This window comes from Pseudomonas sp. No.117 (assembly GCF_054558395.1).
The window spans coordinates 635,552-660,707 of the sequence record NZ_BAAJNP010000001.1 but is presented as its reverse complement, the minus strand read 5'-3'; the positions used below and the strand labels follow the sequence as shown (position 1 = coordinate 660,707).

Here is a 25,156-nt window from a genome sequence, read left to right as displayed (position 1 = left end):
AGGCGAAAGGCTATGCTACCCAAATGCTCGGGGTAGAATCATTTCTCATTTGCCGTGACGAGACCTCCATGACCAGCAAAGACCCGCTCCTTCTCGATCAGCAGCTCTGCTTCGCGCTGTACTCCACCTCATTGGCCATGACCAAGGTGTACAAGCCGCTGCTCGAGGAGGTGGGCCTGACCTACCCGCAGTACCTGATGATGCTGGTGCTCTGGGAAAACGACCATCTACCGCTCAAGGAGCTGGCGCGCCGGCTGCACCAGGACTCCGGTGCCCTGACCCCGGTCCTCAAGCGCCTGGAGGCCGAAGGCTACGTGACGCGCCAGCGCAGTGCCGAGGACGAGCGCAACCTGTCCATCGAACTCACCGCGCAAGGCCGAACCCTGCGCGAGCGGGCGCGCAAGATCAACGGCACCATCGGCGGCTATTGCGCGCTGGGTGATGCGGAGATGACCGAACTGCGCGAGAACCTCATGGCGCTGCGTTCCAAGCTGGAGCGGTAAAAGCCCGCCACTGCCATTGGTCGCCTGGGCCAAAAAATGTATTTGCGCGATAATAAATATCGCGATAACTTAATTCCGTACCCGGGCCTCCCCTCTCGGTTAACGCCCGACCATTCAGTTATCGCGATACCTAACCCAGGAGCTTGCCATGAACATCCTCTACACCGCTTCCGCCACCAGCACCGGCGGCCGTGACGGCCGTTCCATCAGCAGCGACAAGGCCCTGGACGTGCAGCTGTCCACGCCCAAGGAGCTGGGTGGCGCCGGCGGTACCGGCACCAACCCCGAGCAACTCTTCGCCGCCGGCTATTCGGCCTGCTTCATCGGCGCACTCAAGTTCGTCGGTGCCAAGGAAAAGATCGCCGTCCCGGCTGACGTCAGCGTGACCGCCCAGGTCGGCATCGGCCCGATCCCCACCGGCTTCGCCCTGGACGTCGAGCTGACCATCAGCCTGCCGGGCCTGGAGCGCGCCGTGGCCGAAGACCTGATCGAGAAGGCCCACCAGGTCTGCCCCTACTCCAACGCTACCCGCGGCAACGTGGACGTGCGCCTGACCCTGGCCTGAGGGTCGCGCGCTCCCGGCGCCTCGCCCCGAGGCGCCCGGTCTTTCCCAGTTCGAGGAGTCATCCCGCGATGCGTACCTTCTCTCGTCTGCTCGGTCTTTCCGCCCTCACGCTGGCCCTCGGCAGTGCCTACGCCGCTCCCCAGCCCGACCCGGCCCTGGAGCGCACCACCCAGGGTTTCGTCGACACCCTCAACGCCAGCGGTGGCAAGCCCATCGAGACCCTGACGCCCCAGGATGCCCGCGCCGTCCTGGCGGGTGCCCAAGCCGGCGTCAAGGTCGATCTCTCCGGCGTGAAGACCAGCGAGAAAACCATCCAGGTCGACGGCAAGCCGCTGCAGCTGACCATCGTCCGTCCGGCCAACGCCAAGGGCCAGACCCCCGCCTTCATGTTCTTCCACGGCGGCGGCTGGGTGCTGGGCGACTTCCCCACCCACCAGCGCCTGGTGCGTGACCTGGTGGTGGCCTCCGGTGCCACGGCGGTGTTCGTCAACTACACCCCGAGTCCGGAAGCCCACTTTCCGGTGGCCATCGACCAGGCCTATGCCGCGACCCGCTGGGTCGCCGAGCACGGCAAGGACATCGACGTCGACGGCAGCCGCCTGGCGGTGGCCGGCAACAGCGTCGGTGGCAACATGGCCGCGGTGGTGAGCCTGATGGCCAAGGACCGGGGCACGCCCAAGCTGCGCTATCAGGTGCTGCTGTGGCCGGTGACCGATGCCAGCTTCGACAACGCCTCCTACCAGGCCTATGCCGAAGGCCGCTTCCTCACCCGCAACATGATGAAGTGGTTCTGGGACAACTACACCACCCGCGAAGCCGACCGCGCCAACGTCTACGCCTCGCCGCTGCGCGCCTCGGAGGCACAGCTCAAGGGCCTGCCGCCGGCCCTGGTGCAGACCGCCGAGAACGATGTCCTGCGTGACGAGGGCGAGGCCTATGCGCGCAAGCTCAATGCCGCCGGGGTCGACGTGGTCCAGGTGCGCTACAACGGCATGATCCACGACTACGGACTGCTCAACGCCCTGGCCAAGGTACCCGAGGTCCAGGCCGCCCTGACCCAGGCTGGCCAGCTGCTCAAGCAGCACCTGCAGTAAGGCTCAACGCACGACCCAAGGGCGCCCATAGTGGCGCCCTTTTGCGTTTCAGCCCGGCTCACCGAGGGCGGCGAAGCGTTCCGCCAGCCAGCCGTGCAGCTGGCGAACCGCGGGCGAGAACTGCCGCCGGTGCGGACAGAACAGCTGCAGCGGCAGCGGCTCGCCGGGCTGCTCGGGCAGCAGCCGTACCAGCCGGCCAGTCTGGAGATCGTCGCGCATGTCCATCCAGGACTTGTAGACGATGCCCTCCCCGGCGACGGCCCAGCGTCGTACCACCTCGGCATCGTCGCTTTGCAGGGGTCCGCTGACGGCCACCTGGCGCAGGCCGCCGTCGACCTGCGGAAAGCTCCATTTGTCGTAGGTGCGGCCATGCAGCTGATAGAGCAGGCAGGCGTGCCCGGCCAGGTCGTCCAGGCTGCGCGGCGTACCCTGGCGGGCCAGGTAGGCCGGTGCCGCCGCCAGCAGGCGGTGGTTGTCGGGCGCCAGCGGCAGGGCCACCAGGCTGCCGTCCTGGCTGCGCCCGTAGCGGATGGCGATGTCCACCGGATCGCGATAGACGTCGGCTTGCTGGTCGGAGACATACAGCCGCAGGGTCAGGCCCGGATGGCGCTGGCGAAAGTCCGCCAGCCAGGGCAGCAACAGGTTGCGTCCCAGGTCCGAGGGCGCCGCCACCTGCAGCACGCCACGCAGCTCCGGGCTCTCCCCTTGCAGGCGTTCACGCCCCTCGCGCAGCGTCTCCAACACCTCCCGGGCATAGGGCAGATAGGCCTCGCCCTCGGCGGTGAGCCTCAGGCTGCGGGTCGAACGGGCGAACAGGCGGATGCCCAGGTCGCGCTCCAGCCGGCCGATGGCGGCGCTCACCTGCCCTGGCAACAGGTCTGCCTCGCGGGCCGCGCGGGAAAAGCTGCCGAGGGCGGCGGAGCGCACGAAAAGGCCGAGGTCGTCGAAGCGGATCATTTTCACTCCCATGGTGAAGCTGCTATCCGATTCTGCCGCTTTTTCCGGCACAGAATGAAGACGACCATGGTCCCACGTCTTCTTATCGTACAAAGGAACCCGCCCATGAAAGCCATCGTCCACGGTGACACCAGCCTGCCCGCCAGCGATCCCCGCGCCCTGCAGGACGCCGTGCTGCCCGATCCCACCCCGGAAGCCCATGACCTCCTGGTGGAAGTCCGCGCCGTCTCGGTCAACCCGGTGGACACCAAGGTGCGCCAGGGCCTGGTGCAGCGCGAGTCCAAGGTACTGGGCTGGGACGTCTCCGGCGTGGTTCGCGCGGCAGGCAGCGCGGTCAGCCGCTTCGCCGTGGGTGACGAGGTCTATTACGCCGGCGAACTGTTCCGTCCCGGCTGCAACAGCGAGCTGCACCTGGTGGACGAGCACCTGGCCGGCCACAAGCCCAGGAGCCTGGACCACGCCCAGGCCGCGGCCCTGCCGCTGACCGCCATCACCGCCTGGGAACTGCTGTTCGACCGCCTGGGCGTGGCCGAGGGCGGTGGCGCCGGCCAGCAGTTGCTGGTGATGGGCGCGGCGGGCGGCGTCGGCTCCGTGCTGGTCCAGCTGGCCCGCCAGCTGACCGAGCTGACGGTGATCGGCACCGCCTCGCGCGCCGAAACCCAGGACTGGGTACGGGAGCGTGGCGCCCACCACGTCATCGACCACCACCAGCCGCTGCGCCCCCAGCTGGAAGCCCTGGGCCTGGACGGCGTGACCCTGGTGTCCAGCCTGACCCATACCGATGTGCATTTCGCCCAGTTGGTCGATGTCCTGCGGCCCCAGGGTCGCCTCGGGGTGATCGACGATCCGGCGCAACTCGACGTGGTGCCGATGAAGGCCAAGTCGCTGTCGCTGCACTGGGAACTGATGTTCACCCGCTCGCTGTTCCAGACCCCCGACAAGGTGCGCCAGCACGAGATCCTCGAACGGGTCGCCCAGCTGATCGACCAGGGCACCCTCAAGACCACCCTGGGCGAACACCTGGGCCGCATCGACGCCGCCAACCTGCGCCGTGCCCATGCCCAGCTGGAAAGCCACCAGGCCCGCGGCAAGCTCGTACTGGAGGGCTTCTGATGTCCAGGTTCCACGCCCTCGCCCTGGCGGTCGCCCTAGCCGCGGGTAGCCTGACCGCCCAGGCCGCGCCCCTGCCGCAGGAGCGCAGCCTCGGCCAGTTGGAGCAGGTCTTCGCCTTCCAGGACGCCATGCCCACCGGCGTCACCGTCAGCGAGACCGGCCGGATCTTCGTCAACTACCCGCGCTGGGGCGACCAGGTGCCCTTCACCGTGGCCGAACTCAAGGACGGCCGGGCGGTGCCCTACCCCGACGCCGCGCTGAACGTCGAGACTCCCGGTCAGCCGGCCAAGGGCTTCATCAGCGTGCAGAGCGTGGTCGCCGACGGGCGCGGCCACCTCTGGGTGCTGGACACCGCCGCCCCCGGCTTCGCCGCGCCCAAGGCCGGCGGCGCCAAGTTGGTGGCCATCGACCTCAAAACCAATAAGGTGGTGAAGACCCTGGTCTTTCCGGCCGCGGCGCTCGAACCCAAGAGCTACGTCAACGACGTGCGCTTCGACTTTCGCGTCGGTCGCGCCGGGGTCGCCTATGTCACCGACTCGGCGCCTCCGGGTGGACTCATCGTCCTCGACCTCGCCACCGGCCAGGCCCAGCGCCGCCTGACCGGCGCGCCCCAGGCCAACGTCGATCCCAGCTTCGCCCCGGTGGTGGAAGGCGAGCCGCTGCTGATCCGGCAACCCGACGGCAGCACCAGCCGCCCGGCCATCGCCAGCGATGGCATCGCCCTCGCGCCGGACGGCGGCACCCTCTATTTCAGCCCGCTGTCCAGCCGCCACCTCTATGCCGTGCCCACCGCCCTGCTGCGCGATCCCGCCGCCAGCGAGGCCCAGGTCCGCGCCGGCGTGCAGGACCTCGGCGAGAAAGGCGCCTCCGACGGCCTCGAAGCCGATGCCCAGGGCCGCGTCTATGCCGGTGACTACGAGCACAACGCCATCCGCCAGCGCCAGGCCGATGGCAGCTGGAAGACCCTGGTGCACGATCCCCGTGCGCTCTGGCCCGATACCCTGAGCATCGGCCCGGACGGCTACCTCTACTTCACCGCCAACCAGCTCCACCGCCAGGCCCTGTTCCATAACGGCCAGGACCTGCGCGAAAAACCCTACAGCCTGTTCCGCGTCAAGGTCGACGCGCAGCCGGCCCCTACCCACTGATCCGATCAGGAGTTACCCATGCAGCTGTCCCAGATCGCCCGTACCCGCTACACCACCAAGGCCTTCGACGGCTCCCGCAGTATCCCCGCCGAGCAGGTCGAGGAATTGCTGGAGCTGCTGCGCCAGGCGCCGTCCTCGGTCAACTCCCAGCCCTGGCACTTCGTGGTCGCCGCCAGCGCCGAGGCCAAGGCGCGCATCGCCCAGGGCATGCAGAGCCCCTATAACGAACCCAAGGTGCTACCGGCCTCCCACGTCATCGTGCTGTGCACCCGCCTGGAGATGACCGAAGGCCACCTGGCCCAGGTGCTGGAGCAGGAAGCCCAGGACGGCCGCTTCGCCAAGCCCGAGGCGCGCGCCGCCCAGGACGGCACCCGTCGCCACTTCGTCGACCTGCATCGCCACGAGCGCAAGGACGTGCAGCACTGGATGGAGAAGCAGACCTACCTGGCCCTGGGCACCCTGCTGCTGGGCGCCGCCGCCCTGGGGATCGACGCCACCCCCATGGAAGGCTTCGACGCCAACAGCCTGGACAAGGAACTGGGCCTGCGCGAACAGGGCTACAGCGCCCTGGTGGTGGTCGGCCTGGGCTATCGCGGCGAGAGCGACTTCAATGCCGCCCTGCCCAAGTCCCGCCTGACCCGCGAGCAGGTGTTCACCTTCCTGTAAACCGCCCAGCCTTGTAGCGTGGATAACGGCGCAGCCTTATCCACAGTGCGAACCAGCAGCCGCCAGTGGAAAACGCTGCGCGGTTTTCCACGCTACATACGCGTAGGTTGGGCTGAGCACAGCAAAGCCCAACAAAGGGCAGCAGCCGCCTTCCTGCAGACATGAAAAAGCCGACCGCAAGAAAAGGTCGGCTTTTTCATTTTCGGCCTGTTGGGCTTCGACAATGATGCCGTCTCAACCCAACCTACGGGCTCGCGTAGGTTGGGTTGAGCGCAGCGAAGCCCAACAAAGGGCACAAGCCGCCTTCCTGCAGACATGAAAAAGCCGACCGCTACAAACGGTCGGCTTTTTCGTTTGGACCTGCTGGGCTTCGACGATGGAGCCGTCTCAACCCAACCTACGGGCTCGCGTAGGTTGGGTTGAGCGCAGCGGCGCCCAACAAAGGGCAGCAGCCGCCTTCCTGCAGACATGAAAAAGCCGACCGCTACAAACGGTCGGCTTTTTCGTTTGGACCTGTTGGGCTTCGACGATGATGCCGTCTCAACCCAACCTACGGGGCTCGCGTGGGTTGGGTTGAGCGCAGCGAAGCCCAACAGGCCCGGCTCCCATCAACCGCCCTTCAGATCCGCCAGGATCGAGAAGGCGCGCAGGCGATCCGCCTGTTCGTAGACGTCGCAGGTGAAGATCAGCTCATCGGCATCGGTCTTCTCCAGCAGCAGCTCCAGGCGCTCGCGCACCTTGTCCGGTCCGCCGATCACCGCCATGCCGAGGAAGCTCGATACCGACTCCTTCTCATGGGGCAACCACACCCCATCCATGCTGCGCACCGGCGGTTGCAGGCGCATGGTGTCGCCACGGAACAAGGCCAGGATGCGCTGATAGACGGTGGTGGCCAGGTAGTTGGCCTCGTCGTCGCTATCGGCGGCCACCAAGGGCACCCCGAGCATCACATAGGGCCGGTCGAGCACCTTGGACGGCTTGAAGTTCTCGCGATACAAGCGGATCGCCTCGTGCACGTAGCGCGGCGCGAAGTGCGAGGCGAAGGCATAGGGCAGCCCCTTGGCCGCCGCCAGCTGGGCGCTGAACAGGCTGGAACCCAGCAGCCAGATCGGCACCTCGGTACCCGCACCGGGCATGGCGATCACCGCCTGGCCGGGCTGCTGCGGGCCAAAGTAGTGCTGCAGTTCCTCCACGTCCCGCGGAAAGTCGTCGGAGCTGCCCAGCCGATCGCGGCGCAGGGCGTAGGCGGTGCGCTGATCCGAGCCAGGGGCGCGGCCCAGGCCGAGCTCGATCCGCCCCGGGTACAGCGAGGCCAGGGTGCCGAACTGCTCGGCCACCACCAGGGGCGCATGGTTGGGCAGCATGATGCCGCCCGAGCCCAGGCGCAGGGTGCTGGTGCCCGCGGCCAGATAGCCCAGCAGCACGGCCGTCGCCGAACTGGCGATGCCATCCATGTTGTGGTGCTCGGCCACCCAGTAGCGGGAGAACTTCAGTTGCTCGACATGGCGCGCCAGGTCCAGGGCATTGTGCAGCGCCTGGGCCGCATCGCCATCGTCGCGGATGGGAGCGAGGTCGAGGACCGACAGGGCGGTCTTAGAGAGACGGGTCATCAGGGATCTCCTCGGCGGCCTGATCGTAGGCCGCCCTGTGGCGCTGAATGAGAGGCTGCTTCGCGGAGGCCCAGGTGGCCAGGGCGCCCACCGGCACCATCAGGCTCTGGCCCAGCTCGGTGAGAGCGTATTCCACCTGGGGCGGCTTGGTCGGCGTCACCGTGCGGGACACCAAGCCATCACGCTCCAGCTGGCGCAGGGTGACGCTGAGCATCCGCTGGGAAATGCCGTCGACCCGGCGGCGCAACTCGTTGAAGCGCAGCGGGCCGGGCTCCAGGGTGAAGAGCGTCAATAGCGACCAGGCATCGCCGATCCGGTCCAGCACGTCCCGGATGGGACAGGCATGGGCATGCAGGCGGCGGCGACTGGAGATACGACTGACCACGGCGTCCATGGCGATCCTCGAAGCAGAACTGACTCCAGCCTACGCCTTCCGGGCAGTTATTAAAAGTAACCACCTGTCAGGACTGGTACTGCCGCGCCACCCAGGGCACAATCCAGGAGGCAGTGACCGTTTTTATTGATTGAACGTTCAATAAAAAACAGTTACCCTCGGAGGCTCCTTCCGCCTTCTCAGGAGATGCCCCGTGCCCAAGGTCGGGATGCAGCCCATCCGCCGCTCGCAGCTCATCGCCGCGACCCTCGAAGCCGTCGACGAAGTCGGCATGGGCGACGCCAGTATCGCCTTCATCGCCCGCAAGGCCGGCGTTTCCAACGGCATCATCAGCCACTACTTCCAGGACAAGAACGGCCTGCTCGAAGCCACCATGCGGCACCTGATGAATGCCCTGCGCCAGGCCGTGCGCGAGCGCCGCGCCGCCCTGCCCGGTGACGACCCCGCCGCCAACCTGCGCGCTATCATCCAGGGCAACTTCGACGACACCCAGGTGAGCGGTCCGGCCATGAAGACCTGGCTGGCGTTCTGGGCCACCAGCATGCACCAGCCCAATCTGCGGCGCCTGCAACGCATCAACGACCTGCGCCTCTACTCCAACCTCTGCTGGCAATTCCGCCGCCTGCTGCCCCACGAGCAGGCCCGGGCCTCGGCCAAGGGCCTGGCCGCCATCATCGACGGCCTCTGGCTGCGCGGCGCCCTCTCCGGCGACACCTTCGACACCCAGCAGGCCCTGCAGATCGCCTACGACTACCTGGACCTGCAACTGGCCAAGGCCTGACCCCACTCCCGCCGCTACTGCCCCCTGTCGGCTGACACCGGCGGGGTTCTTCTCCCATCCCTCCCGTTTGCCCCTCCCTGACCGAACCGCTCTGGACCGCCCATCGGCGCGTCTCGCGACGTCCGCGAATTTTTCATTGATTGAACGTTCAATAAAAATTAAGTAGACTGGTTTCATCGCTGGAGCAGAAAGCCTTCGCCTTTCGCTCCCCCTGTGTTCCTCGCGGGTGCCACGGCGCCCGCCCCGTCTTGGGAGATCGTCCATGGCCCGTTTCGCCGAACAGCAGCTGTACATCGGTGGCCGCTATGTCGCCGCCACCGGTGGTGCCACCTTCGAAACCCTGAATCCCGCCACCGGCGAGGTGCTCGCCGTGGTGCAGAGCGCCAGCCGCGCCGACGTGGCCAAGGCGGTTGAAGCCGCTGCCGCCGGCCAGAAGGTCTGGGCCGCGATGACCGCCATGCAGCGCTCGCGCATCCTGCGCAAGGCCGTGGACATCCTTCGTGAGCGCAACGACGAGTTGGCCCTGCTGGAAACCCTGGACACCGGCAAGGCCCTGTCCGAGACCCAGGCCGTGGACATCGTCACCGGCGCCGACGTGCTCGAGTACTACGCCGGCCTGGTCCCGGCCCTGGAAGGCGAGCAGATCCCGCTACGGGAGACCTCCTTCGTCTATACCCGCCGCGAGCCGCTGGGCGTGGTCGCCGGCATCGGCGCCTGGAACTACCCGATCCAGATCGCCCTGTGGAAATCCGCCCCGGCCCTGGCCGCCGGCAACGCCATGATCTTCAAGCCCAGCGAAGTCACCCCCCTGACCGCGCTGAAGCTGGCCGAGATCTACACCGAGGCCGGCTTGCCCGATGGCGTCTTCAACGTGGTGAATGGCGTGGGTCCCGAGGTCGGCGTAGCCCTGACCGAGCACCCCGGCATCGAGAAGATCTCCTTCACCGGTGGCGTCGCCACCGGCAAGAAGGTCATGGCCAGCGCCGCCGGCTCGACCCTCAAGGAAGTCACCATGGAGCTGGGCGGCAAGTCGCCGCTGATCGTCTGTGACGACGCCGACCTGGGGCGCGCCGCCGACATCGCCGTCATGGCCAACTTCTTCAGTTCCGGCCAGGTCTGCACCAACGGCACCCGGGTCTTCGTGCCACAGTCGCTCAAGGCCGACTTCGAGGCCAAGGTGGTGGAGCGGGTCAAGCGCATCAAGCTGGGCGATCCCCTGGCCGCCGAGACCAACTTCGGGCCACTGGTCAGTACCCCGCATCTGGAAAAGGTGCTGGGCTACATCGCCCAGGGCCAGGCGCAAGGCGCCCGCCTGCTGATCGGCGGCGAGCGCGTCAGCCAGGGTGAACTGGCCAAGGGCAACTTCGTCGCCCCCACCGTCTTCACCGACTGCCGCGACGATATGGCCATCGCCCGCGAAGAGATCTTCGGCCCGGTCATGAGCATCCTGGCCTACGCCGACGAGGACGAGGTGGTGCGCCGCGCCAACGACACCGAATTCGGCCTGGCCGCCGGCGTGGTCACCCGTGACCTGGCCCGCGCTCACCGGATCATCCATCGCCTGGAAGCCGGTATCTGCTGGATCAACACCTGGGGCGAATCGGCGGCCGAAATGCCGGTGGGCGGCTACAAACAGTCCGGCGTCGGTCGTGAAAACGGCCTCACCACCCTCGGCCACTACACCCGCATCAAGTCGGTGCAGGTCGAGCTGGGCGACTACGCCTCGATCTTCTAAGCCGCTCACGCAGCGCTTTTCTCCCCTCTCCGCTGGAGAGGGCCCGGGGATGGGGTGACCACCCCACCCACCGTCAGGAGGAGAACTTTCATGGCACACGAATTCGACTACATCGTCATCGGCGCCGGCTCGGCCGGTAACGTCCTCGCCACCCGGCTGACCGAAGACAAGGACGTCACCGTCCTGCTGCTGGAAGCCGGCGGGCCCGACTACCGCCTGGACTTCCGCACCCAGATGCCGGCCGCCCTGGCCTTTCCGCTGCAGGGCAAGAGATACAACTGGGCCTACCAGACCGAGCCCGAGCCGCACATGGACAACCGCCGGATGGAATGCGGCCGCGGCAAGGGCCTGGGTGGCTCCTCGCTGATCAACGGCATGTGCTACATCCGCGGTAACGCCCTGGACTACGACCAGTGGGCCCAGCTCGACGGTCTGGAAGACTGGACCTACCTCGACTGCCTGCCCTACTTCCGCAAGGCCGAGAAGCGTGATGCCGGTGCCAACGACTGGCACGGCGGCGAGGGCCCGGTCTCGGTGACCACCGCCAAGCCGAACACCAATCCGCTGTTCGAAGCCATGGTCGAGGCCGGCGTTCAGGCCGGTTATCCGCGCACCGAAGACCTCAACGGCTACCAGCAGGAAGGCTTCGGCCCGATGGATCGCTTCGTCACCCCGAACGGTCGTCGTTCCAGCACCGCGCGTGGCTATCTGGATCAGGCCAAGGGTCGCCCGAATCTGACCATCGTCACCCACGCCACCACCGATCGCATCCTCTTCGAGGGCAAGCGCGCCAATGGCGTCGCCTACATGAAGGGCGATTCCCTGGAAGCCATCAGCGTGCGCGCCCGTCGTGAAGTCCTGCTCTGCGCCGGCGCCATCGCCTCGCCGCAGATCCTGCAGCGCTCCGGTGTCGGCCCCGCGCCGCTGCTGCGGCGCTTCGACATCCCGCTGGTCCACGACCTGCCCGGCGTCGGCCAGAATCTGCAGGACCACCTGGAAATGTACCTGCAGTACGAGTGCAAGCAGCCGGTCTCCCTGTACCCGGCGCTGAAGTGGTACAACCAGCCGCAGATCGGCCTGGAATGGATGCTCAAGGGGACCGGCCTGGGTGCCAGCAACCACTTCGAGGCGGGCGGCTTCATCCGCTCCAGCGAAGAATTCGACTGGCCCAACATCCAGTACCACTTCCTGCCGATCGCCATCAATTACAACGGCACCAACGCCATCGAGGCCCATGGCTTCCAGGCCCATGTCGGCTCCATGCGTTCGCCCAGCCGTGGCCGCATCGAACTGACCTCGCGCGATCCGCGCCAGCACCCCAGCATCCTGTTCAACTACATGAGCACCGAGCAGGACTGGCGCGAATTCCGCGACGGCATCCGCCTGACCCGCGAGATCATGCAGCAGCCGGCGCTGGACCCCTATCGTGGCGACGAGATCAACCCGGGCCGCGACTGCGTGACCGACGCCCAGCTGGACGCCTTCGTGCGCTCCCACGCCGAGACCGCCTACCACCCGTCCTGCTCCAACAAGATGGGTACCGACGACATGGCAGTGGTCGACGGCGCCGGGCGCGTGCATGGCCTGGAAGGCCTGCGCGTGGTGGACGCCTCCATCATGCCGATCATCGCCACGGGCAACCTCAACGCCCCGACCATCATGATCGCCGAGAAGATCGCCGATAAAATCCGCGGCCGTGCCCCGCTGCCGCGCAGCAACGCCGCCTACTACGTCGCTAACGGCGCCCCGGTCCGAGGTACCCCGCTACGCGACGTCAACGGCCAGCGCGCCGCCGAGCCGGTTCCGCAGCGCCGCAACCAGCCGGCCGCCTGATCCCAGGCAGCCGAACGCAAGAAGGGCGCCCATGGGCGCCCTTCTTCTATCTAGCTTTCTGACTGGCCGCGCTAGCCTGGCCAAGCCAAGCAGCTGCCGGCAGCCCGCTCTTCCCCCCTCTTCCCCTGGGAGAGGGTCGGGGTGAGGGACCGCCCAACGCCTCACCTCACAGACAATCCTTCACCGCCGTCAGAATGGTCCGCGGCCGCAGCGGATTGTTGGCCATCTGCTCGCGCAACTCCACCCGCGTTCCACGTGACGCCGACCCTATATCGATGATCGCCGCCGTAGCGCCCGGCACCTTGCTGTCCACCAGCACGCGCTGGCCACTGTTGCCTTGCGGCTGGACCACCACATGGCGGCCATCCTTCTCCAAGCCGCTCACCAGGCAGGTGCGATAGTCCTCAGCACTCTTGCCCGTGCGCAACTCCATCGGCGGATTGCGCTCGAGGTTCGCCTGGCTAGTACAACCCGCCAGGGCAGCGGCCAGGATGGCCAGGGTCTTCGTTCTCATCAGCGGCTCCTCGCAAGCTCTTCGCTTCATTCTAACCGCCCCTGGCTTACGCCAGCCTTAACCGCCGCACATCCTTGGTTTACAAGGGCTTTTCCATGGCTATAATGGCCTCCCCCTTGCCGGTATAGCTCAGCTGGTAGAGCAACTGACTTGTAATCAGTAGGTCCCGGGTTCGACTCCTGGTGCCGGCACCATCCCATTCCCACGCTAGAATTGCGGATTGCCACCACCGTTAGACTCGGTGACGGGCGAATAGCCTTTCTCTGGCAACCGCCCAGCGGCGCTCTCTACAGGACGAAAGACGGCGGTTCAGGTCTCTGACCTCGCATAGCTCCGTTATTATCTGTAGTAACAGATAACCGGTGGTCACAGCATGAACGTCATTGCCAGTCGTAGCAGCAGCCTGTACCAGCAAATTTGCTACGTCCAATCGGTATTCCCCGACGGCACGGTGATCCGTGGTTCGGGTAGTGTCGTGGGAAGCAATGATGTGCTGACTGCACTCCACGTGGTCTATGACGATGCATACGGAGGCTGGGCAACCCAGGTGAATGTTGTCCCTGGTGCCTACGTCAACTCCACAAGCTTCGCTGCACCCTTCGGCAGCTATGCCGCTTATAGCTGGAGTGGCTACTCGAACAACTGGGACAAGGACGGCAATGGTATTCCGAGCGCGGCGGAATCCAGCCACGATCTGGCATTGCTCAACATGGATGTGAATCTGGGCAGTCTGGTCGGTACGCTCGGCGTATCCACAGCTACCAACGACTTCAATGGAACGCTGCTAGGGTACCCTGCACGAGGAACGGGCTTGATGCAGGATCAAGGGGCCAGTTACTACTATGGTACCGACCCCTATTCCTTCTACTACGTCGGCACTTCTCTCGGACCTGGCGCTTCCGGCGGCCCAATGATCGATACCAGCAGCGGTACGCCTCTACTGCGGGGTGTCCTTTCGGCAGGTGACGCCAGCAATTACAGTTTCTCGTGGTATGCAGCAGTCACCGGCTCCAATGCTGATTGGCTGGCACAAACGGCACAATCCAATGACAGCCTGTTGGGTCAGGCTAGCGCCTACAAACCCCTCGGTGCGGGTATTGTCAGCGGCAGTGGCGCAAGCGATATGTTCTACGAAGGCCGGCTTTCCTACGTAGCGAGTCACACCACTGTCTACGGATACCAGGGGTTGGACACACTCGTCCTGGCTGGCAGCTATGGCGAATACCAGCTGCAAAACCTTACGGGCGGGGCGGGCCTGGAGGTGCAGGACACGATCGCCGGGGTGAGTCTCTCACTTTATGACGTGAACGTTCTGCAATTCACTGATCGTACCCTGTATGTGGTGGACCCGGATCAAGCACAGGTGGCGCGGCTCTATACGGTCTTTGGACGGACCCCGGATACTCAAGGGTTGAATTCTTGGTTGACGAACCATGCCGAGGGAGCCTCGTTCGAGCAGATCGCCAATAGCTTTTACCACTCCCAAGAATTTTCCGGTCTGTACGGCAGCTTCGGTAACCAAGCCTATGCCGCGGCCCTCTATACCACGGTATTAGATAGACAAGCGGATGGAAATGGCCTGGCGTTCTGGACTCAGCAGCTGAACAGTGGCATGGGTCGAGACCAGGTCATGGTCCAATTCACCAACTCAGCGGAAAACATCGATAAAACCCAGGGCAGCACGGGCTTCCTGCACTTACTCGACAACAACGCCTGGACGTCCTCGGATCTGGTCATCCAGCCTGGCTTGGTGCTTGGTAGCAACAACGCCGAGCATCTACAGGAAAGTGCCATAGTGCTGGATGGTAATCGTTCCAGCCAGGTGTTCGGCTATGGCGGTGGCGACGTGCTGACGCTTAATCAGTCATCGACGCATTACGATCGTAGCCTCGCCTCGGGAGATACCACCCTCGTCCTGTCCAATACGGATACCGGCGAGAATCTGTATCTGCACGATATCAACCAGCTTGCCTTTGCCGACCGAAATGTCTTTCTGTTGACCGCCGAACAGGCACAGGTCGCTCGCCTCTACAGCACCCTGGATCGACAGGCCGATTTCGATGGGCTTCAGCATTGGCTTCTTGAGCATAAGGATGGCGTTCCACTCAGCAGCATCGCCAATGCCTTCATGCAGTCCCCTGAGTTTGTCGCCCACAACTCGGCTAGCGACAACAGGACATTTGTCGATCAGCTGTACCACACGATCCTCGATCGAGGTGCAGACGACCAGGGGCTAGCGTCTTGGACAGCCCAGTTGGATCATGGCCTTAGCCGTACCGATCTGGTGCTCGCGCTATGCGAATCGGTCGAGAACCAGGATCTCACTGGCGGAACTCAAGGCTATATCCAGCTGGTGGGGCAGAGTGATTGGGTGTGAAAAGCCGGTCGGGCTCTAAAGGGAGCCCGACGTCCTCCTTGACTAGCCCTTGCTGACCTCTCCCTCCTTCACGCCGGTCTTGCGTTCCTCTCCTGGCATCGGTACCGCGAGCCAACCGTTGATCTTCTGTATGTCGGTATCCCGGAAGCCTCCGCTCCAGCGCAGTAGCACCAGCTGATTGGTGACGAAGTCGTATTGCGCCTGCAGATAATCCCGTCTGGCGCTGTACTCCTGCTGCACCGCGTTGAGTACATCCACAGCGGTAGCCACGCCCAGACCGAGCGAGCGCTCACTGGCGGCGCGCGACTTTATCGCAGAGTTCAGGGCATTGCGCGAAGAGCCGATCTTCGCCAAGTCTGCGGCACTTTTCATATAGGCCGTGCGCGTTTCCTTGACCACTTGCCGGCGGATCGATTCATAGTCCTCTTCAGCGGCATCGCGCGAGCCGTAGGAACTGGCAACACGGGCACTGGTCGAGCCGCCGCTATAGAACGGAATCTGGACGCTGATGGTGGCGGAGTAGGTATTGATCGCGGATGAAGCGATGACATTCTCATAGGCAAAGTCGCTACGTTGTGCGCCAAGACTGAAGTTGATGGTAGGCAGATGTCCTCCCTTAGCCTCGGCAATTCCGTAGTTCGCAGCATCCACAGCGCGCTGTTTCGCTTGAAGAGCCGGATTATTCGCCACCGCCGAGTTTACCCATTGCTCTTCATCACCCTGAGGCATCGCCAATTGAGCGCTTTCGTTCAGTCGCTTGAGCGGCTGATAGACGGCCCGTCCGATCAACTCGGCCAGGGCTTCACGCGTGACCTGAATCTGGTTGCGTGCCTCGATCTCCTGGGTCTTGAGGCTGTCTACCTTGGCTGAAATCTGCAACACGTCGGTGACCGTGCTCATCTGTTTGTCGAACAGGGCCTGGGCACGCTCCAGGTTGCGCTGCGTCGCCTTGCGCTCAGCGGTAACCAGCTCGAGACTGTCTTCCGCCGCCAAGGCGGCGAAATATCGCTGCACGAGATCCGCGGCAGACTGGTTCTTGGCATCCTCGTATTGGGCGCGGTACTGCTCGGTGAGTTGCTCGTAGCGCTTGAAGCCACGCCAGGCAGCGGCGTTATACAGAGCCTGGCTAAGCGTGAGGTTATAGCTTTCTCCGTTGTATCTTAGTTTTTGGGCAGCCTCTTCACGGCGTACCCGACTCGTAGATGCACCACCACTCAACTGCGGCAGCAGTTGACCGAAAGCAGCACGCTCTTGACCCTCTAGATTCTTCACCTCCGCCTCAGCGCCACGGATGCGTGGATCGGAAACCGCGCTGTCCTGGTATAGCTTCCAGAGGTCCACGTAATCCTGGGCACGCGGAGTATCAGCGGTTTGCGCAAGAGCGATACCGCTCCAAGCCAGGACCAGTACGAGGGGAAAGGCTTTAACGATCATTGGCCTATTCCTCGATCATGGAGCGAGCCATTGCATTGCGTGCCGGCTTGAGCAGGTATTGCAGCATGGTGCGAGAGCCCGTATTGATCAGTACGTCCGCAGGCATACCAGGTACCAATTCACGACTACCCAGATCCTTGGCGCCTTGGTCCGTGAGCTTGACCCTACCCAGGTAGTAAGGCGTGCCATCCCGGTCGTTGGTCAGGCGGTCCGCCGACACATAGATCAACTCGCCCTCGATGATGGGCGTGGTGGCATGGCTGAATGCGCTGAAACGCACCTCTGCTTTGCTACCTACCGCTACGCGGTCGATATCCTTGGGCTCGATGTGAGTCTCGACGATCAGCTTGGCGGCATCTGGCACGATATCGAGCAGGTTGGTGCCAGGCTGGACCACACCCCCGATGGTATGTACCGCTAGCCCCATGACCATGCCACTTACCGGCGCCTTGACCTCGGTGCGGTTGAATCTGTCTTGCAATGCGGCCAGGCGCTCACGAGCCTCATAGACCCTTGATTGGGACTCGGCCAGCTTGCTCGCGACGTCCGACTTGAATTTTTGCGTGGTCTGAAGAATCTGCAGGCGCGTCTCACCGATCTGCACCTTGGCCCGCGCGATGGATGATCGATGATCGGCGATCTCCGCCTGCAGCCGAGACAGGTTGCGCTCCTGATCGCGCAGGCGTTCATTGCTGACGAAGCCTTCCTTGAGCAAGGAGCTGAGATCCTTTATCTCGTTGGCATAGGACTTGGCCAGGCTTTCCTTACTGGCGATAACCTCATTGTAGCCGCGAATCTGTTGCTCCAGTTCGGCAGCGCGATTCTTCAATACATCGACCTCACCACGGCGTGCATTGCGGCCAGCGAGAAAAATCTGGCGTTCGCTGGCACGGGCTTCCTGCACCCGCTTGTCCGTGGTGGACAGGTCGCTATCCTTGAAAACCACGTCATCGGCATCATCGCGTTCGGCGATCAGACGGGCCTCCTGGGCCTGAGCCGCAACCAGCTGACTGCGTACCGCTTCCAGCTCCGAAGACGTCTGCGTTGGATCCAGCACCAGCAATACATCGCCAGCGCTCACATCCTGGCCATCATGGACGCGTACCTCGCGAACGATGCCGCCCTCCAAATGCTGTACCGTCTTTCGATAGCTCTCCACTGCCACCTGACCCGAGGCATAGACGGCGCTGTCCAAAGGGGCCAGGGCGGCCCAACCTCCGCCGATACCGAACACCACGAAGAGAATAAGAAACCCCAATCGACGCACGGGCGCATCATCGACCTTGAGGCCCGCCGCCGCGGCTTCTGCATAGACGTCCTTCATGCCGACGTCCCTCCCGATTGGCCTGCGTCTGACTTGGGCGGCAGCGGCGGCGTAGCAGCCGGGGAACCGGCCACTGCTTGAGGACCACCACTTTGCTGGGCCTTGAGCTGGGCCAAGACCTGGTCACGGGCGCCGGACATTACGATCTGCCCCTCGCTCAACACGAGGAGATTATCCACATATGCCAAGGCACTGACTCTGTGGGTAATAATGAACAGCGTCGTGCCCTTCTGCTTGAGCTTGATCAACGCCTCACCCAAGGCTCGCTCGCCGACATCGTCCAGATTGGAATTGGGTTCATCCAGAACTACCAGCTTTGGATCGCCATAGAGCGCTCGGGCCAAACCGACTCTCTGACGTTGGCCACCGGACAAGGCGCCACCTTGCGCGCCAATGACGGTGTCATAGCCTTGGGGTAGGCGGAGAATCATGTCGTGCACACCTGCTAGCCTGGCTGCATCAACGACCTTCTCCGCATTCACCTCGCCAAAGCGCGCGATGTTGTCTGCAATGGAGCCTTCGAAGAGTTCGATGTCTTGAGGGAGATAGCCAAGATGAGGACCAATCGCCGCTCGATCCAACTGGAACATGTCTGCACCATCTAGGCGCACCTTGCCACTCTGAGCTGGCCAAATCCCCAGCAATGCACGAGCTAAAGTAGATTTACCAGCGGCGCTCGCCCCAAGAATTCCCACAGATGCACCAGAGGGAGCTCGGAAAGAAACTCCTTTTATTACAACGTTGTTACTGCCGGGAGGCGTTACTACCACATTTTCGAATGAAAGTTCGCCTTTGGGACTAGGAAGGGCCATCCGCTCAAAGTCCGCAGGGATCTGTGTAAGTACTTCAGAAAGTCGTGAGTATTGACCTCTCGCTGCGACAAAACCCTTCCAATTAGCGATCATTTGATCCACAGGCGCTAATGCTCTACTAGTCAATATAGAGGCAGCTGTCATGACGCCTGCGGTTATTTCGTTGTTTATCACAAGATAAGCGCCTAAACCTAGCATAAAAGACTGCAATAAGAGCCGCCAAGTTCGTGAGGTGGTACCTACTGCCCCCCCCAACTCACTAGCACGAGCTTGCAGAGCAAGAACGCTATAGACTTTTCCCCTCCATCGCGATAAGAGATTAGGTAGCATTCCCATTGCGGATATGATTTCGGCATTACTCAAACTTTTGCTAACAATATTTAGAACTGCGGCATTTTCCTTGTTAGCCATTGCCAAACGGGAACTGGTTAGCTTTTCGTTTGCTAAAGCAAAAATTAAAGAAATTACCGTCCCTAAAATTATCAAATAACCAAACCAAGGATGAAAAAAAAACATGACAGCTATATAAATAGGAATCCAAGGTATATCAAAAAAAGCGAGCAATCCGCTACCCGTAAGGAACTGTCTAAGCGCTGTAAGGTCTGACACTGGCTGAGATGATAAACCTGCATTTCCGGTATAAAGGGCCTGCTTAAAGCTTGCATTGAATACGCGCTTATTCAGTATTATATCAAAACGCATTGAAACCCTAACTAGAACTCTCGACCTGATCCAATCAAGCAATCCATAAGTCACCATCAAGACCACTATGATAATTGTCAACATCAATAGCGTTGTTATACTTCTGCTACTTACTACACGGTCATAAACCTCGAGCATATAGAATGATGGAACTAAAAGTAAAATATTTACGAAGAAGCTAAAAAGCCCAACATAAAAGAAGCTCCTTTTGAATTCTTTTAAAATTGAAAAAAGCTCTGATTTTTCAGGCCTTCCCCTCATAAAGCATCCCCAGACAAAGCTATAAATAAGATTGACAAGAAAAGTGCAAATACATAGAGGTAAATGCATAAATGAAAAAAGAAATAACCGGATTCTTCATCTTCTCCGCCATTACGATGACGAGTCAAGCTACAACTTTTACATCTGTCGAGCAACCCATAAATGAGGCTCAAGCCTGCCTATTACCACCAAAAATCGATGGAAGGATAAGTCTAAAACCAAACTGCACGTATATTGGGTCTTTAATTGTCGACGGCCCAGTCTCATCCTTGGACTGTAGGAACTCCAAAATCTTGGGAAACAAGGATCTTACATACGGCATAACTGTAAACATAGATAGCCAAACAAAGAATATTGAAATTAAAAACTGTAACATCGAGAAATTCCCCAAGAGCGGCATCCTGATAAAATCAACTAATAGTAGTGAAGCACATGTTGAAGAAAATACATTCCCCATTGTCACTGTAAAAGATTCTACTATTAGGTTCAACGGAGACGTTGGTGTATTTTTAGGCAAAGGGGTCAGCAATGTGCTCGTTAAAAATAATGAAATCCTAGGCAATAGAGGGCCAGGTATTTATTTAGAATATGAAAGCAAAAATAATACCATACTAGAAAATAAAATATACAATAATGGCTTGGACCCTAAAGGAAGAAATGAGTGGCCTTATATAAGAGAAGGCATGTCCATAGATTCGTCTGCATATAATTTGATAAAAGGAAATATGTTTTCTAAAAACGGCTATGGTGCAATTTTTTTATACAAAAACTGTGGGGAAAGAAACGGTCCTGCGAGAATCCAGCCCTCTCAGCAAAATTTAATAATATCGAATAAAATTGAAAATGAAATAAATGGCATCTGGGTTGCGCAAAGACAAAGCCAAGATCTGTCGAAAATGCGCTGTAGCGATGGATACTATGCTGAAAATAAATATGCATTGGATAAAGCTCCCAACAACAAAATCATCAAAAATTTAATCGCCGCCACCATAAATCCGATCATCGTAGAAGACGACGATAACGAAGTCGCAGAAAATGAAATTTTCTCAACCGGAAAATTTTGCATAAAAGTTGGAGCAATATACAGGTATACTTATCTTAATCATCCTGTTCAAAACACAATAATCACAGCGAATAAATGCACTTTGGAAAATAATTTACAGGGGAATAACGGCTTTTTGCTAGAGAAAAGTTCCAGCAGTACCATTATAAATGAATAGGCTCCTTTTTAGACAGCGCGACCTCTATAATAAAAAACAGACCCTGTACGGTAGGCATTAATAGTTCACCTATATCAAAATATCTATCCATGCTATCGAACTCTTTAGTCAAAACAGGACTGAGCGATACAGACGCTATCCAGTTTTCGATATTAACAATTCCTGGATCATATTTCGCCAAGGCTGCATGTCTTTTTGATATTACATAGCCTGCCATTAATTCCCAAGGTAGAATTCTTACTTTGTCTTTTAATACCTCAAAGTTCTCTCTGAAATTTAAAAGCGCATAGCCATCAGTAGAAAATAGATTTCTTTTAGTGACAAATAGTATATCGTTAATATCTCCTTCCTTTAGCATAAGGTTTATATTAGAAAAGGACTTATGTTCTATGCGAACACCGTGATCACATAACTTTTTCAGGTTATCCTCTCCCAATATTCTTATTAAGATCTCGAGTGCTATCGAGTCACCACAGATCAAAATATTGCGGCCCTTTTTACTCTCTAATTTTTCTTTTAAAAAAATATCTAGATTCGACTCAAAATCTTTAAATGCCTTATCGGCAGCCGTCACCCAGTTATTCTTAAGCACTAAATTTTTTATAAATTCAAAACCAATAGAAGACGGATGAAGATCCTTGTCTATATATAGCCTTCTAAGATTTTTCAAATCTCCGGAAAAAATATCCATATCGCTTTCAGCACTTGGAATTATTTCCAGAACCAACTCTCTTACATCATAAAGTGGATAACTGTAAGCGTTTTCTTCTAAATATCTTCCGTGAAATCTATCTTCGGCTTGTCGCAGCATAAGAGACCATGGAATTATTACTAACGATTCACCAAAAATAACTTTCCACTTTTTAATGTTCTCTATGCTATGGTTAACCAGCTTTAAATCGTTATGATCTGATATTAACGGCTTTTCAATATTGAGGATATCAGGATAAAAAGAACCGTCTAAATCTTTGTCCTGTACTAAAACTCTATTCCCAAATCTAAAGTCTCCTAAAATTAAAATCACCTGATCGCCAGGAATATATTCCTTCATAAGTCGATCAAAGACATTCTTATTCCAGACTGGTGCACCTCCCAAGCCTATGAAAACCGTAGAATCAAACGGATAGTCCAACCCAGAATTAACAGCATGCTGCCATCGAACAACATGCGAAGGTCCTACAATTATACTTTTCATCACAAAACATCTCTCGAAAAAATTTATGCAAACTCAGTCAATAACATCCATACCTCAAATCAAAAAACATCTCTATCAATTAAGATGTTTCTAAATAAGTATAGAAAACTAGAAAATACCATCCACAGCTTTACTCTTCGTGTATTGCGCCCTCACGCACGACTAGCTTCTTAACAAGGTTTTCGCTGGAGAGTAAATACAAGCATACATCTTCAGAATTTTCCGATATGTCAGCCTCAAATTGGAAGCCACAACGTTCCACTGGTGTGCCTTTCAGCTTCCCACTGAAGCTCGATTTAAGAGACTCACAAACATCTCTTCTAGAGATTACCAAACGGTGTATAGATCGGAAATTTCCGTTTACAGAAACGATAACTCCTACAGGCGGAGTTAAATTTTTATCCAGCGCCCATCCAATGATCTTTGCTTTTTTGTTTTCGCCATAAACTATCTTATCAATGAAACCAAAAAAAGCAGTCTCGTCTATCTGAGCCTGAACCGAAATATCGTCTCTTCCGAGCTTTCCAAAAAACACCACAGTGCCATTTTCTTCCAATATCTCTGCCTTCTGAGACTTTAGATATTCGACACTTCCTACAATATTCGCCAATTCAAATTTTGATGCAATTCGCCTTATAATCAAATCGTATCCAGGCCTAAAGTTGGATAACCAAGCCGACCAAAAATCGCCCGTAGAACCATGGTCTATTCTATTCTCAAAATGAAATTTCAAAATCCTGAACAAGGTATCACCGGACACCAGCTCTGACTTGGGAAAAAGATAGTGCCCGGACATCAAAGAGACCAATCGATCTCGTAGCGACGGATCTACCTCATAAGAATCTATTCTTGAGATATCATCTAAGCTGGCTTTTAAATGACCACCCACATCATATGCAGCATCCCCCATTAAAAATACTTTTTTGCCCATGAGCAAGGCCTCATAGCCTACAGAACTATTTATAGTGCAGACAGCATCTGCATGTACCATAAAGTTCAATGCTCGGGTAGTATTGACCGCCCTATCAAGGACTATAACTCTTTCCCCATATGCTTTAACCATTTTCAGAGCTCTAGACTCCAAGGATAAGTTATGTGCTCTGCTGATTGATCCCGGATGAGGCTTTATAACTACCCCATATCCCTGATCGAGAATACGTGGAACAACTTTTTCTAAAAAATCTACTGGGCCTTTAAACGCGGAATGCTGAAGCGTATTAAGATCATCTGCCAATTGGAGGGGAATGTATACATAGGGCGTCTGAGTCGCGAGTGAATATTCATCTACAACTAAAGTATAAGGAGAGTCTATTATCCCCTTTTTCTTAGGATCGTTTTCTTTTGCCCCCTTGGTGCAAATCCAGGTTTCAGGAGGAACAATATCAACTTTTTCATAAAGATTTTCTGGGAACTTTGTTATTGATGCATTTCCATTTGTTCCTTTAGCATCGAAGTAAATGGTTTCTTCAAAAGGCGGACGAGTTGGACCCAATTCGCCATGTACTACTGCAATATTATGAGCCTCGCAGAATTTTCGTACAGCCCCATTCTCCGCCCACAAAAGAACGAGATCAAACTTATAGAAACCAAATATTCTTTCCAGAATATTATAATATGTATGAGATGCTGCCCCTTGGCCTCTAGTCAATTCTAGCCATTCTTGAATGCTCGATTCATCCCAGCCTCTAGCATAGCCCTCTATCTCAGCACTTTCTGCTACGGTAGGTCTTATACACAGTGTTGATAAATTAGGTTGCTCACTAACCAGCCTGTCTACCACATGATTGTTTGAAAAAAGCCGCAGATTAAATTTAAAGTCGGCCGCTTTCTCGTACAATATATTCCCGAGAAATCCTCCAACACTATAGAACTCCTCATAACTATCCCTAAGAGGATGAGCCTCAATATAAAGCAATATATTTTTCATATTAATTTAAAAACCCATTCACCCAAGATTTTGCTTGTATAGAGATACATGTTTGTTCTTTCACAGCATTTACTGCATCATTCAAAACAGATTGCGACATACCGAGACCACTCATCGAAAAAGCCTCATACCACTGCATCTCGCTTCTACACTTTATCAATAACGGCGATTCGAATTTATCTATATCCGGTATTGGGGAAGCAATTACTCGACAGCCAACCAGCGCCGCTTCAAAAAACTTCAAACCGCTTTTGCAGTCGCTGAAGGCATTGTCTACCAGCGGTGCTAAAACTGCTTCCGCAGTAGCCATTAGCTTTGGGAGTTCATGAAAGCTTACATAATCTACTTTTCTTATTTGGGCTGAATACGGCTGCAATCTCTTAGGTATGGCAATAGGACCCGCCAACAGTAGTTTTGCCTTTGAGTCATCTTGTAGTGCCTGTGCTAATGCATTCTCTATCATTGCGAGATCTGGGTTGTGAGAAGCCGTACCAGGAAAATATGCGAATTTATATTGACGCTTTTTACCCTTCAGTGCTTCGTATACTTGACTACAGATCCCAGCAAATCCTGGATCTACCGCGTTATATATAACCTGACTATTGTTTGGCGAAAATTTTATTTTAACGTGGTCGGAAAGTGGAACAGTAGATGAGCTAAACTGATCAAAACAACCTGCAGCGCCAGCTATCTGGGATAGCGACTTCCTAACCTTTACTACTTCCTCGCCTCTACATTGCACCGCTGGGGTATCAGCGGCATATTCGACTCTAAAATTAAGATCGTCAAAATCTGCAATAATCTTATTTGACTTATAGTTATCACTTAAAAAGTCTACGATATTAGGCGTCATAATTGGTCTATGGAAAACGTAGCGATCGTAGCTCCCTAGACTATCTATGTTGCTTTGAAAAAAGACTTGTGAGGTGCAGTCTGTACGATACCCCATTTTGGAAAGCTCTTGCGCCAAATTAAAGCATCTATAACGTGT

General features: G+C 57.8%; 21 protein-coding genes and 1 tRNA gene. 12 read left to right on the top strand and 10 right to left on the bottom strand.

From position 1 onward, the window contains the following. The first annotated feature begins 68 nt into the window (after positions 1-68). From ACYJP6_RS03090 to ACYJP6_RS03080, 3 genes are all read left to right on the top strand, one after another. Positions 69-503, top strand: coding sequence for a MarR family winged helix-turn-helix transcriptional regulator (locus ACYJP6_RS03090; protein ID WP_459473275.1), 435 nt, complete (start codon positions 69-71; stop codon positions 501-503). A gap of 148 nt (positions 504-651) precedes the next feature. Continuing rightward, positions 652-1,068 (top strand): organic hydroperoxide resistance protein, encoded by a 417-nt coding sequence (locus tag ACYJP6_RS03085; protein WP_459473272.1) that lies wholly within the window; start codon positions 652-654, stop codon positions 1,066-1,068. A 68-nt stretch (positions 1,069-1,136) separates the two neighbouring features. After that, a complete protein-coding gene (locus tag ACYJP6_RS03080) occupies positions 1,137-2,162 on the top strand; it encodes an alpha/beta hydrolase (protein ID WP_459473270.1) in 1,026 nt (341 codons plus the stop codon). A 48-nt stretch (positions 2,163-2,210) separates the two neighbouring features. Here ACYJP6_RS03080 and ACYJP6_RS03075 read toward each other — a convergent pair whose 3' ends face one another. Then, positions 2,211-3,119 carry a LysR family transcriptional regulator gene (locus ACYJP6_RS03075; RefSeq protein ID WP_459473268.1) on the bottom strand — a complete coding sequence of 303 codons (909 nt, stop codon included), beginning with the start codon at positions 3,117-3,119 and terminating at the stop codon, positions 2,211-2,213. Positions 3,120-3,224: 105 nt separating this feature from the next. On the opposite strand from ACYJP6_RS03075, the gene ACYJP6_RS03070 reads away from it, so the two are divergent. The 3 genes from ACYJP6_RS03070 to nfsB are packed head-to-tail and all read left to right on the top strand — an operon-like array spanning position 3,225 to position 6,046. After that, on the top strand, positions 3,225-4,232 hold the full coding sequence (locus ACYJP6_RS03070) for a zinc-binding alcohol dehydrogenase family protein (RefSeq protein ID WP_459473266.1): 1,008 nt from the start codon (positions 3,225-3,227) through the stop codon (positions 4,230-4,232). Continuing rightward, positions 4,232-5,380: an L-dopachrome tautomerase-related protein gene (locus tag ACYJP6_RS03065; protein ID WP_459473265.1), complete on the top strand. Its 1,149-nt coding sequence runs from the start codon at positions 4,232-4,234 to the stop codon at positions 5,378-5,380. Before ACYJP6_RS03070 ends, ACYJP6_RS03065 begins: the two co-directional genes overlap by 1 nt. 18 nt (positions 5,381-5,398) lie before the next feature. Further along, positions 5,399-6,046, top strand: coding sequence for an oxygen-insensitive NAD(P)H nitroreductase (gene nfsB, locus ACYJP6_RS03060; RefSeq protein WP_459473263.1), 648 nt, complete (start codon positions 5,399-5,401; stop codon positions 6,044-6,046). Positions 6,047-6,654: 608 nt separating this feature from the next. Here the strand turns inward: nfsB and ACYJP6_RS03055 are convergent. Together ACYJP6_RS03055 and ACYJP6_RS03050 are read right to left on the bottom strand one after the other, a co-directional pair. Next, the gene (locus ACYJP6_RS03055; protein WP_459473261.1) at positions 6,655-7,656 is read right to left on the bottom strand and encodes an LLM class flavin-dependent oxidoreductase; all 1,002 of its coding nucleotides are present in this window, start codon (positions 7,654-7,656) and stop codon (positions 6,655-6,657) included. Then, a complete protein-coding gene (locus ACYJP6_RS03050) occupies positions 7,640-8,050 on the bottom strand; it encodes a winged helix-turn-helix transcriptional regulator (RefSeq protein WP_145008383.1) in 411 nt (136 codons plus the stop codon). The genes ACYJP6_RS03055 and ACYJP6_RS03050 overlap by 17 nt, the downstream gene beginning before the upstream one ends. Before the next feature lie 193 nt (positions 8,051-8,243). Here ACYJP6_RS03050 and betI point away from each other — a divergent pair, with 193 nt between their 5' ends. From betI to betA, 3 genes are all read left to right on the top strand, one after another. After that, positions 8,244-8,831 carry a transcriptional regulator BetI gene (gene betI, locus ACYJP6_RS03045; protein ID WP_145008382.1) on the top strand — a complete coding sequence of 196 codons (588 nt, stop codon included), beginning with the start codon at positions 8,244-8,246 and terminating at the stop codon, positions 8,829-8,831. 262 nt (positions 8,832-9,093) lie between these two features. Continuing rightward, positions 9,094-10,566, top strand: a complete 1,473-nt coding sequence (gene betB / locus ACYJP6_RS03040; RefSeq protein ID WP_459473258.1) for a betaine-aldehyde dehydrogenase — start codon at positions 9,094-9,096, stop codon at positions 10,564-10,566. A 90-nt stretch (positions 10,567-10,656) separates the two neighbouring features. Continuing rightward, a complete protein-coding gene (gene betA, locus ACYJP6_RS03035; protein ID WP_459473255.1) occupies positions 10,657-12,399 on the top strand; it encodes a choline dehydrogenase in 1,743 nt (580 codons plus the stop codon). A gap of 166 nt (positions 12,400-12,565) precedes the next feature. On the opposite strand, the gene ACYJP6_RS03030 is transcribed toward betA, so the two are convergent. Next, positions 12,566-12,913, bottom strand: coding sequence for a hypothetical protein (locus ACYJP6_RS03030; RefSeq protein WP_459473254.1), 348 nt, complete (start codon positions 12,911-12,913; stop codon positions 12,566-12,568). Between the two features lie 118 nt (positions 12,914-13,031). Here ACYJP6_RS03030 and ACYJP6_RS03025 point away from each other — a divergent pair. Both ACYJP6_RS03025 and ACYJP6_RS03020 read left to right on the top strand, forming a co-directional pair. Then, positions 13,032-13,107 (top strand) — tRNA-Thr (locus tag ACYJP6_RS03025). Between the two features lie 179 nt (positions 13,108-13,286). Then, complete coding sequence (locus ACYJP6_RS03020; RefSeq protein WP_459473253.1) at positions 13,287-15,290, top strand: DUF4214 domain-containing protein; 2,004 nt, start codon at positions 13,287-13,289, stop codon at positions 15,288-15,290. A gap of 42 nt (positions 15,291-15,332) precedes the next feature. Here the strand turns inward: ACYJP6_RS03020 and ACYJP6_RS03015 are convergent, their stop codons facing one another. From ACYJP6_RS03015 to ACYJP6_RS03005, 3 genes are read right to left on the bottom strand one after another with little or no spacing between them, the layout of a single operon-like run. Next, positions 15,333-16,724, bottom strand: coding sequence for a TolC family outer membrane protein (locus tag ACYJP6_RS03015; protein WP_459473251.1), 1,392 nt, complete (start codon positions 16,722-16,724; stop codon positions 15,333-15,335). Between the two features lie 4 nt (positions 16,725-16,728). Further along, entirely contained in the window at positions 16,729-18,048 is a 1,320-nt protein-coding gene (locus ACYJP6_RS03010) for an HlyD family type I secretion periplasmic adaptor subunit (RefSeq protein ID WP_459473249.1), read from the bottom strand. Continuing rightward, positions 18,045-19,823, bottom strand: a complete 1,779-nt coding sequence (locus ACYJP6_RS03005) for a type I secretion system permease/ATPase (protein ID WP_459473247.1) — start codon at positions 19,821-19,823, stop codon at positions 18,045-18,047. Before ACYJP6_RS03005 ends, ACYJP6_RS03010 begins: the two co-directional genes overlap by 4 nt. Positions 19,824-19,894: 71 nt before the next feature. On the opposite strand from ACYJP6_RS03005, the gene ACYJP6_RS03000 reads away from it, so the two are divergent. After that, complete coding sequence (locus ACYJP6_RS03000) at positions 19,895-21,043, top strand: right-handed parallel beta-helix repeat-containing protein (protein ID WP_459473245.1); 1,149 nt, start codon at positions 19,895-19,897, stop codon at positions 21,041-21,043. Here the strand turns inward: ACYJP6_RS03000 and ACYJP6_RS02995 are convergent. The 3 genes from ACYJP6_RS02995 to ACYJP6_RS02985 form a co-directional block, all read right to left on the bottom strand. Further along, positions 21,030-22,238, bottom strand: coding sequence for a hypothetical protein (locus ACYJP6_RS02995; protein WP_459473243.1), 1,209 nt, complete (start codon positions 22,236-22,238; stop codon positions 21,030-21,032). The genes ACYJP6_RS03000 and ACYJP6_RS02995 overlap by 14 nt on opposite strands. Positions 22,239-22,368: 130 nt before the next feature. Continuing rightward, on the bottom strand, positions 22,369-24,165 hold the full coding sequence (locus ACYJP6_RS02990) for a capsular polysaccharide export protein, LipB/KpsS family (RefSeq protein WP_459473241.1): 1,797 nt from the start codon (positions 24,163-24,165) through the stop codon (positions 22,369-22,371). Between the two features lies 1 nt (position 24,166). Next, entirely contained in the window at positions 24,167-25,018 is an 852-nt protein-coding gene (locus ACYJP6_RS02985; protein ID WP_459473239.1) for a glycosyltransferase, read from the bottom strand. Between the last annotated feature and the right edge of the window lie 138 nt (positions 25,019-25,156).

Bases quoted from the DNA above. Each gene is read 5' to 3' on its own strand.
- ACYJP6_RS02990 (WP_459473241.1), bottom strand. From the start codon at position 24,165: ATGAAAAATATATTGCTTTATATTGAGGCTCATCCTCTTAGGGATAGT.
- ACYJP6_RS03050 (WP_145008383.1), bottom strand. From the start codon at position 8,050: ATGGACGCCGTGGTCAGTCGTATCTCCAGTCGCCGCCGCCTGCATGCC.
- ACYJP6_RS03065 (WP_459473265.1), top strand. From the start codon at position 4,232: ATGTCCAGGTTCCACGCCCTCGCCCTGGCGGTCGCCCTAGCCGCGGGT.
- ACYJP6_RS02985 (WP_459473239.1), bottom strand. From the start codon at position 25,018: ATGACGCCTAATATCGTAGACTTTTTAAGTGATAACTATAAGTCAAAT.
- nfsB (WP_459473263.1), top strand. From the start codon at position 5,399: ATGCAGCTGTCCCAGATCGCCCGTACCCGCTACACCACCAAGGCCTTC.
- ACYJP6_RS03085 (WP_459473272.1), top strand. From the start codon at position 652: ATGAACATCCTCTACACCGCTTCCGCCACCAGCACCGGCGGCCGTGAC.
- ACYJP6_RS02995 (WP_459473243.1), bottom strand. From the start codon at position 22,238: ATGAAAAGTATAATTGTAGGACCTTCGCATGTTGTTCGATGGCAGCAT.
- betB (WP_459473258.1), top strand. From the start codon at position 9,094: ATGGCCCGTTTCGCCGAACAGCAGCTGTACATCGGTGGCCGCTATGTC.
- ACYJP6_RS03080 (WP_459473270.1), top strand. From the start codon at position 1,137: ATGCGTACCTTCTCTCGTCTGCTCGGTCTTTCCGCCCTCACGCTGGCC.
- ACYJP6_RS03020 (WP_459473253.1), top strand. From the start codon at position 13,287: ATGAACGTCATTGCCAGTCGTAGCAGCAGCCTGTACCAGCAAATTTGC.
- ACYJP6_RS03005 (WP_459473247.1), bottom strand. From the start codon at position 19,823: ATGAGGGGAAGGCCTGAAAAATCAGAGCTTTTTTCAATTTTAAAAGAA.
- betA (WP_459473255.1), top strand. From the start codon at position 10,657: ATGGCACACGAATTCGACTACATCGTCATCGGCGCCGGCTCGGCCGGT.
- ACYJP6_RS03015 (WP_459473251.1), bottom strand. From the start codon at position 16,724: ATGATCGTTAAAGCCTTTCCCCTCGTACTGGTCCTGGCTTGGAGCGGT.
- ACYJP6_RS03070 (WP_459473266.1), top strand. From the start codon at position 3,225: ATGAAAGCCATCGTCCACGGTGACACCAGCCTGCCCGCCAGCGATCCC.
- ACYJP6_RS03030 (WP_459473254.1), bottom strand. From the start codon at position 12,913: ATGAGAACGAAGACCCTGGCCATCCTGGCCGCTGCCCTGGCGGGTTGT.
- ACYJP6_RS03090 (WP_459473275.1), top strand. From the start codon at position 69: ATGACCAGCAAAGACCCGCTCCTTCTCGATCAGCAGCTCTGCTTCGCG.
- ACYJP6_RS03000 (WP_459473245.1), top strand. From the start codon at position 19,895: ATGAAAAAAGAAATAACCGGATTCTTCATCTTCTCCGCCATTACGATG.
- ACYJP6_RS03075 (WP_459473268.1), bottom strand. From the start codon at position 3,119: ATGATCCGCTTCGACGACCTCGGCCTTTTCGTGCGCTCCGCCGCCCTC.
- ACYJP6_RS03055 (WP_459473261.1), bottom strand. From the start codon at position 7,656: ATGACCCGTCTCTCTAAGACCGCCCTGTCGGTCCTCGACCTCGCTCCC.
- ACYJP6_RS03010 (WP_459473249.1), bottom strand. From the start codon at position 18,048: ATGAAGGACGTCTATGCAGAAGCCGCGGCGGCGGGCCTCAAGGTCGAT.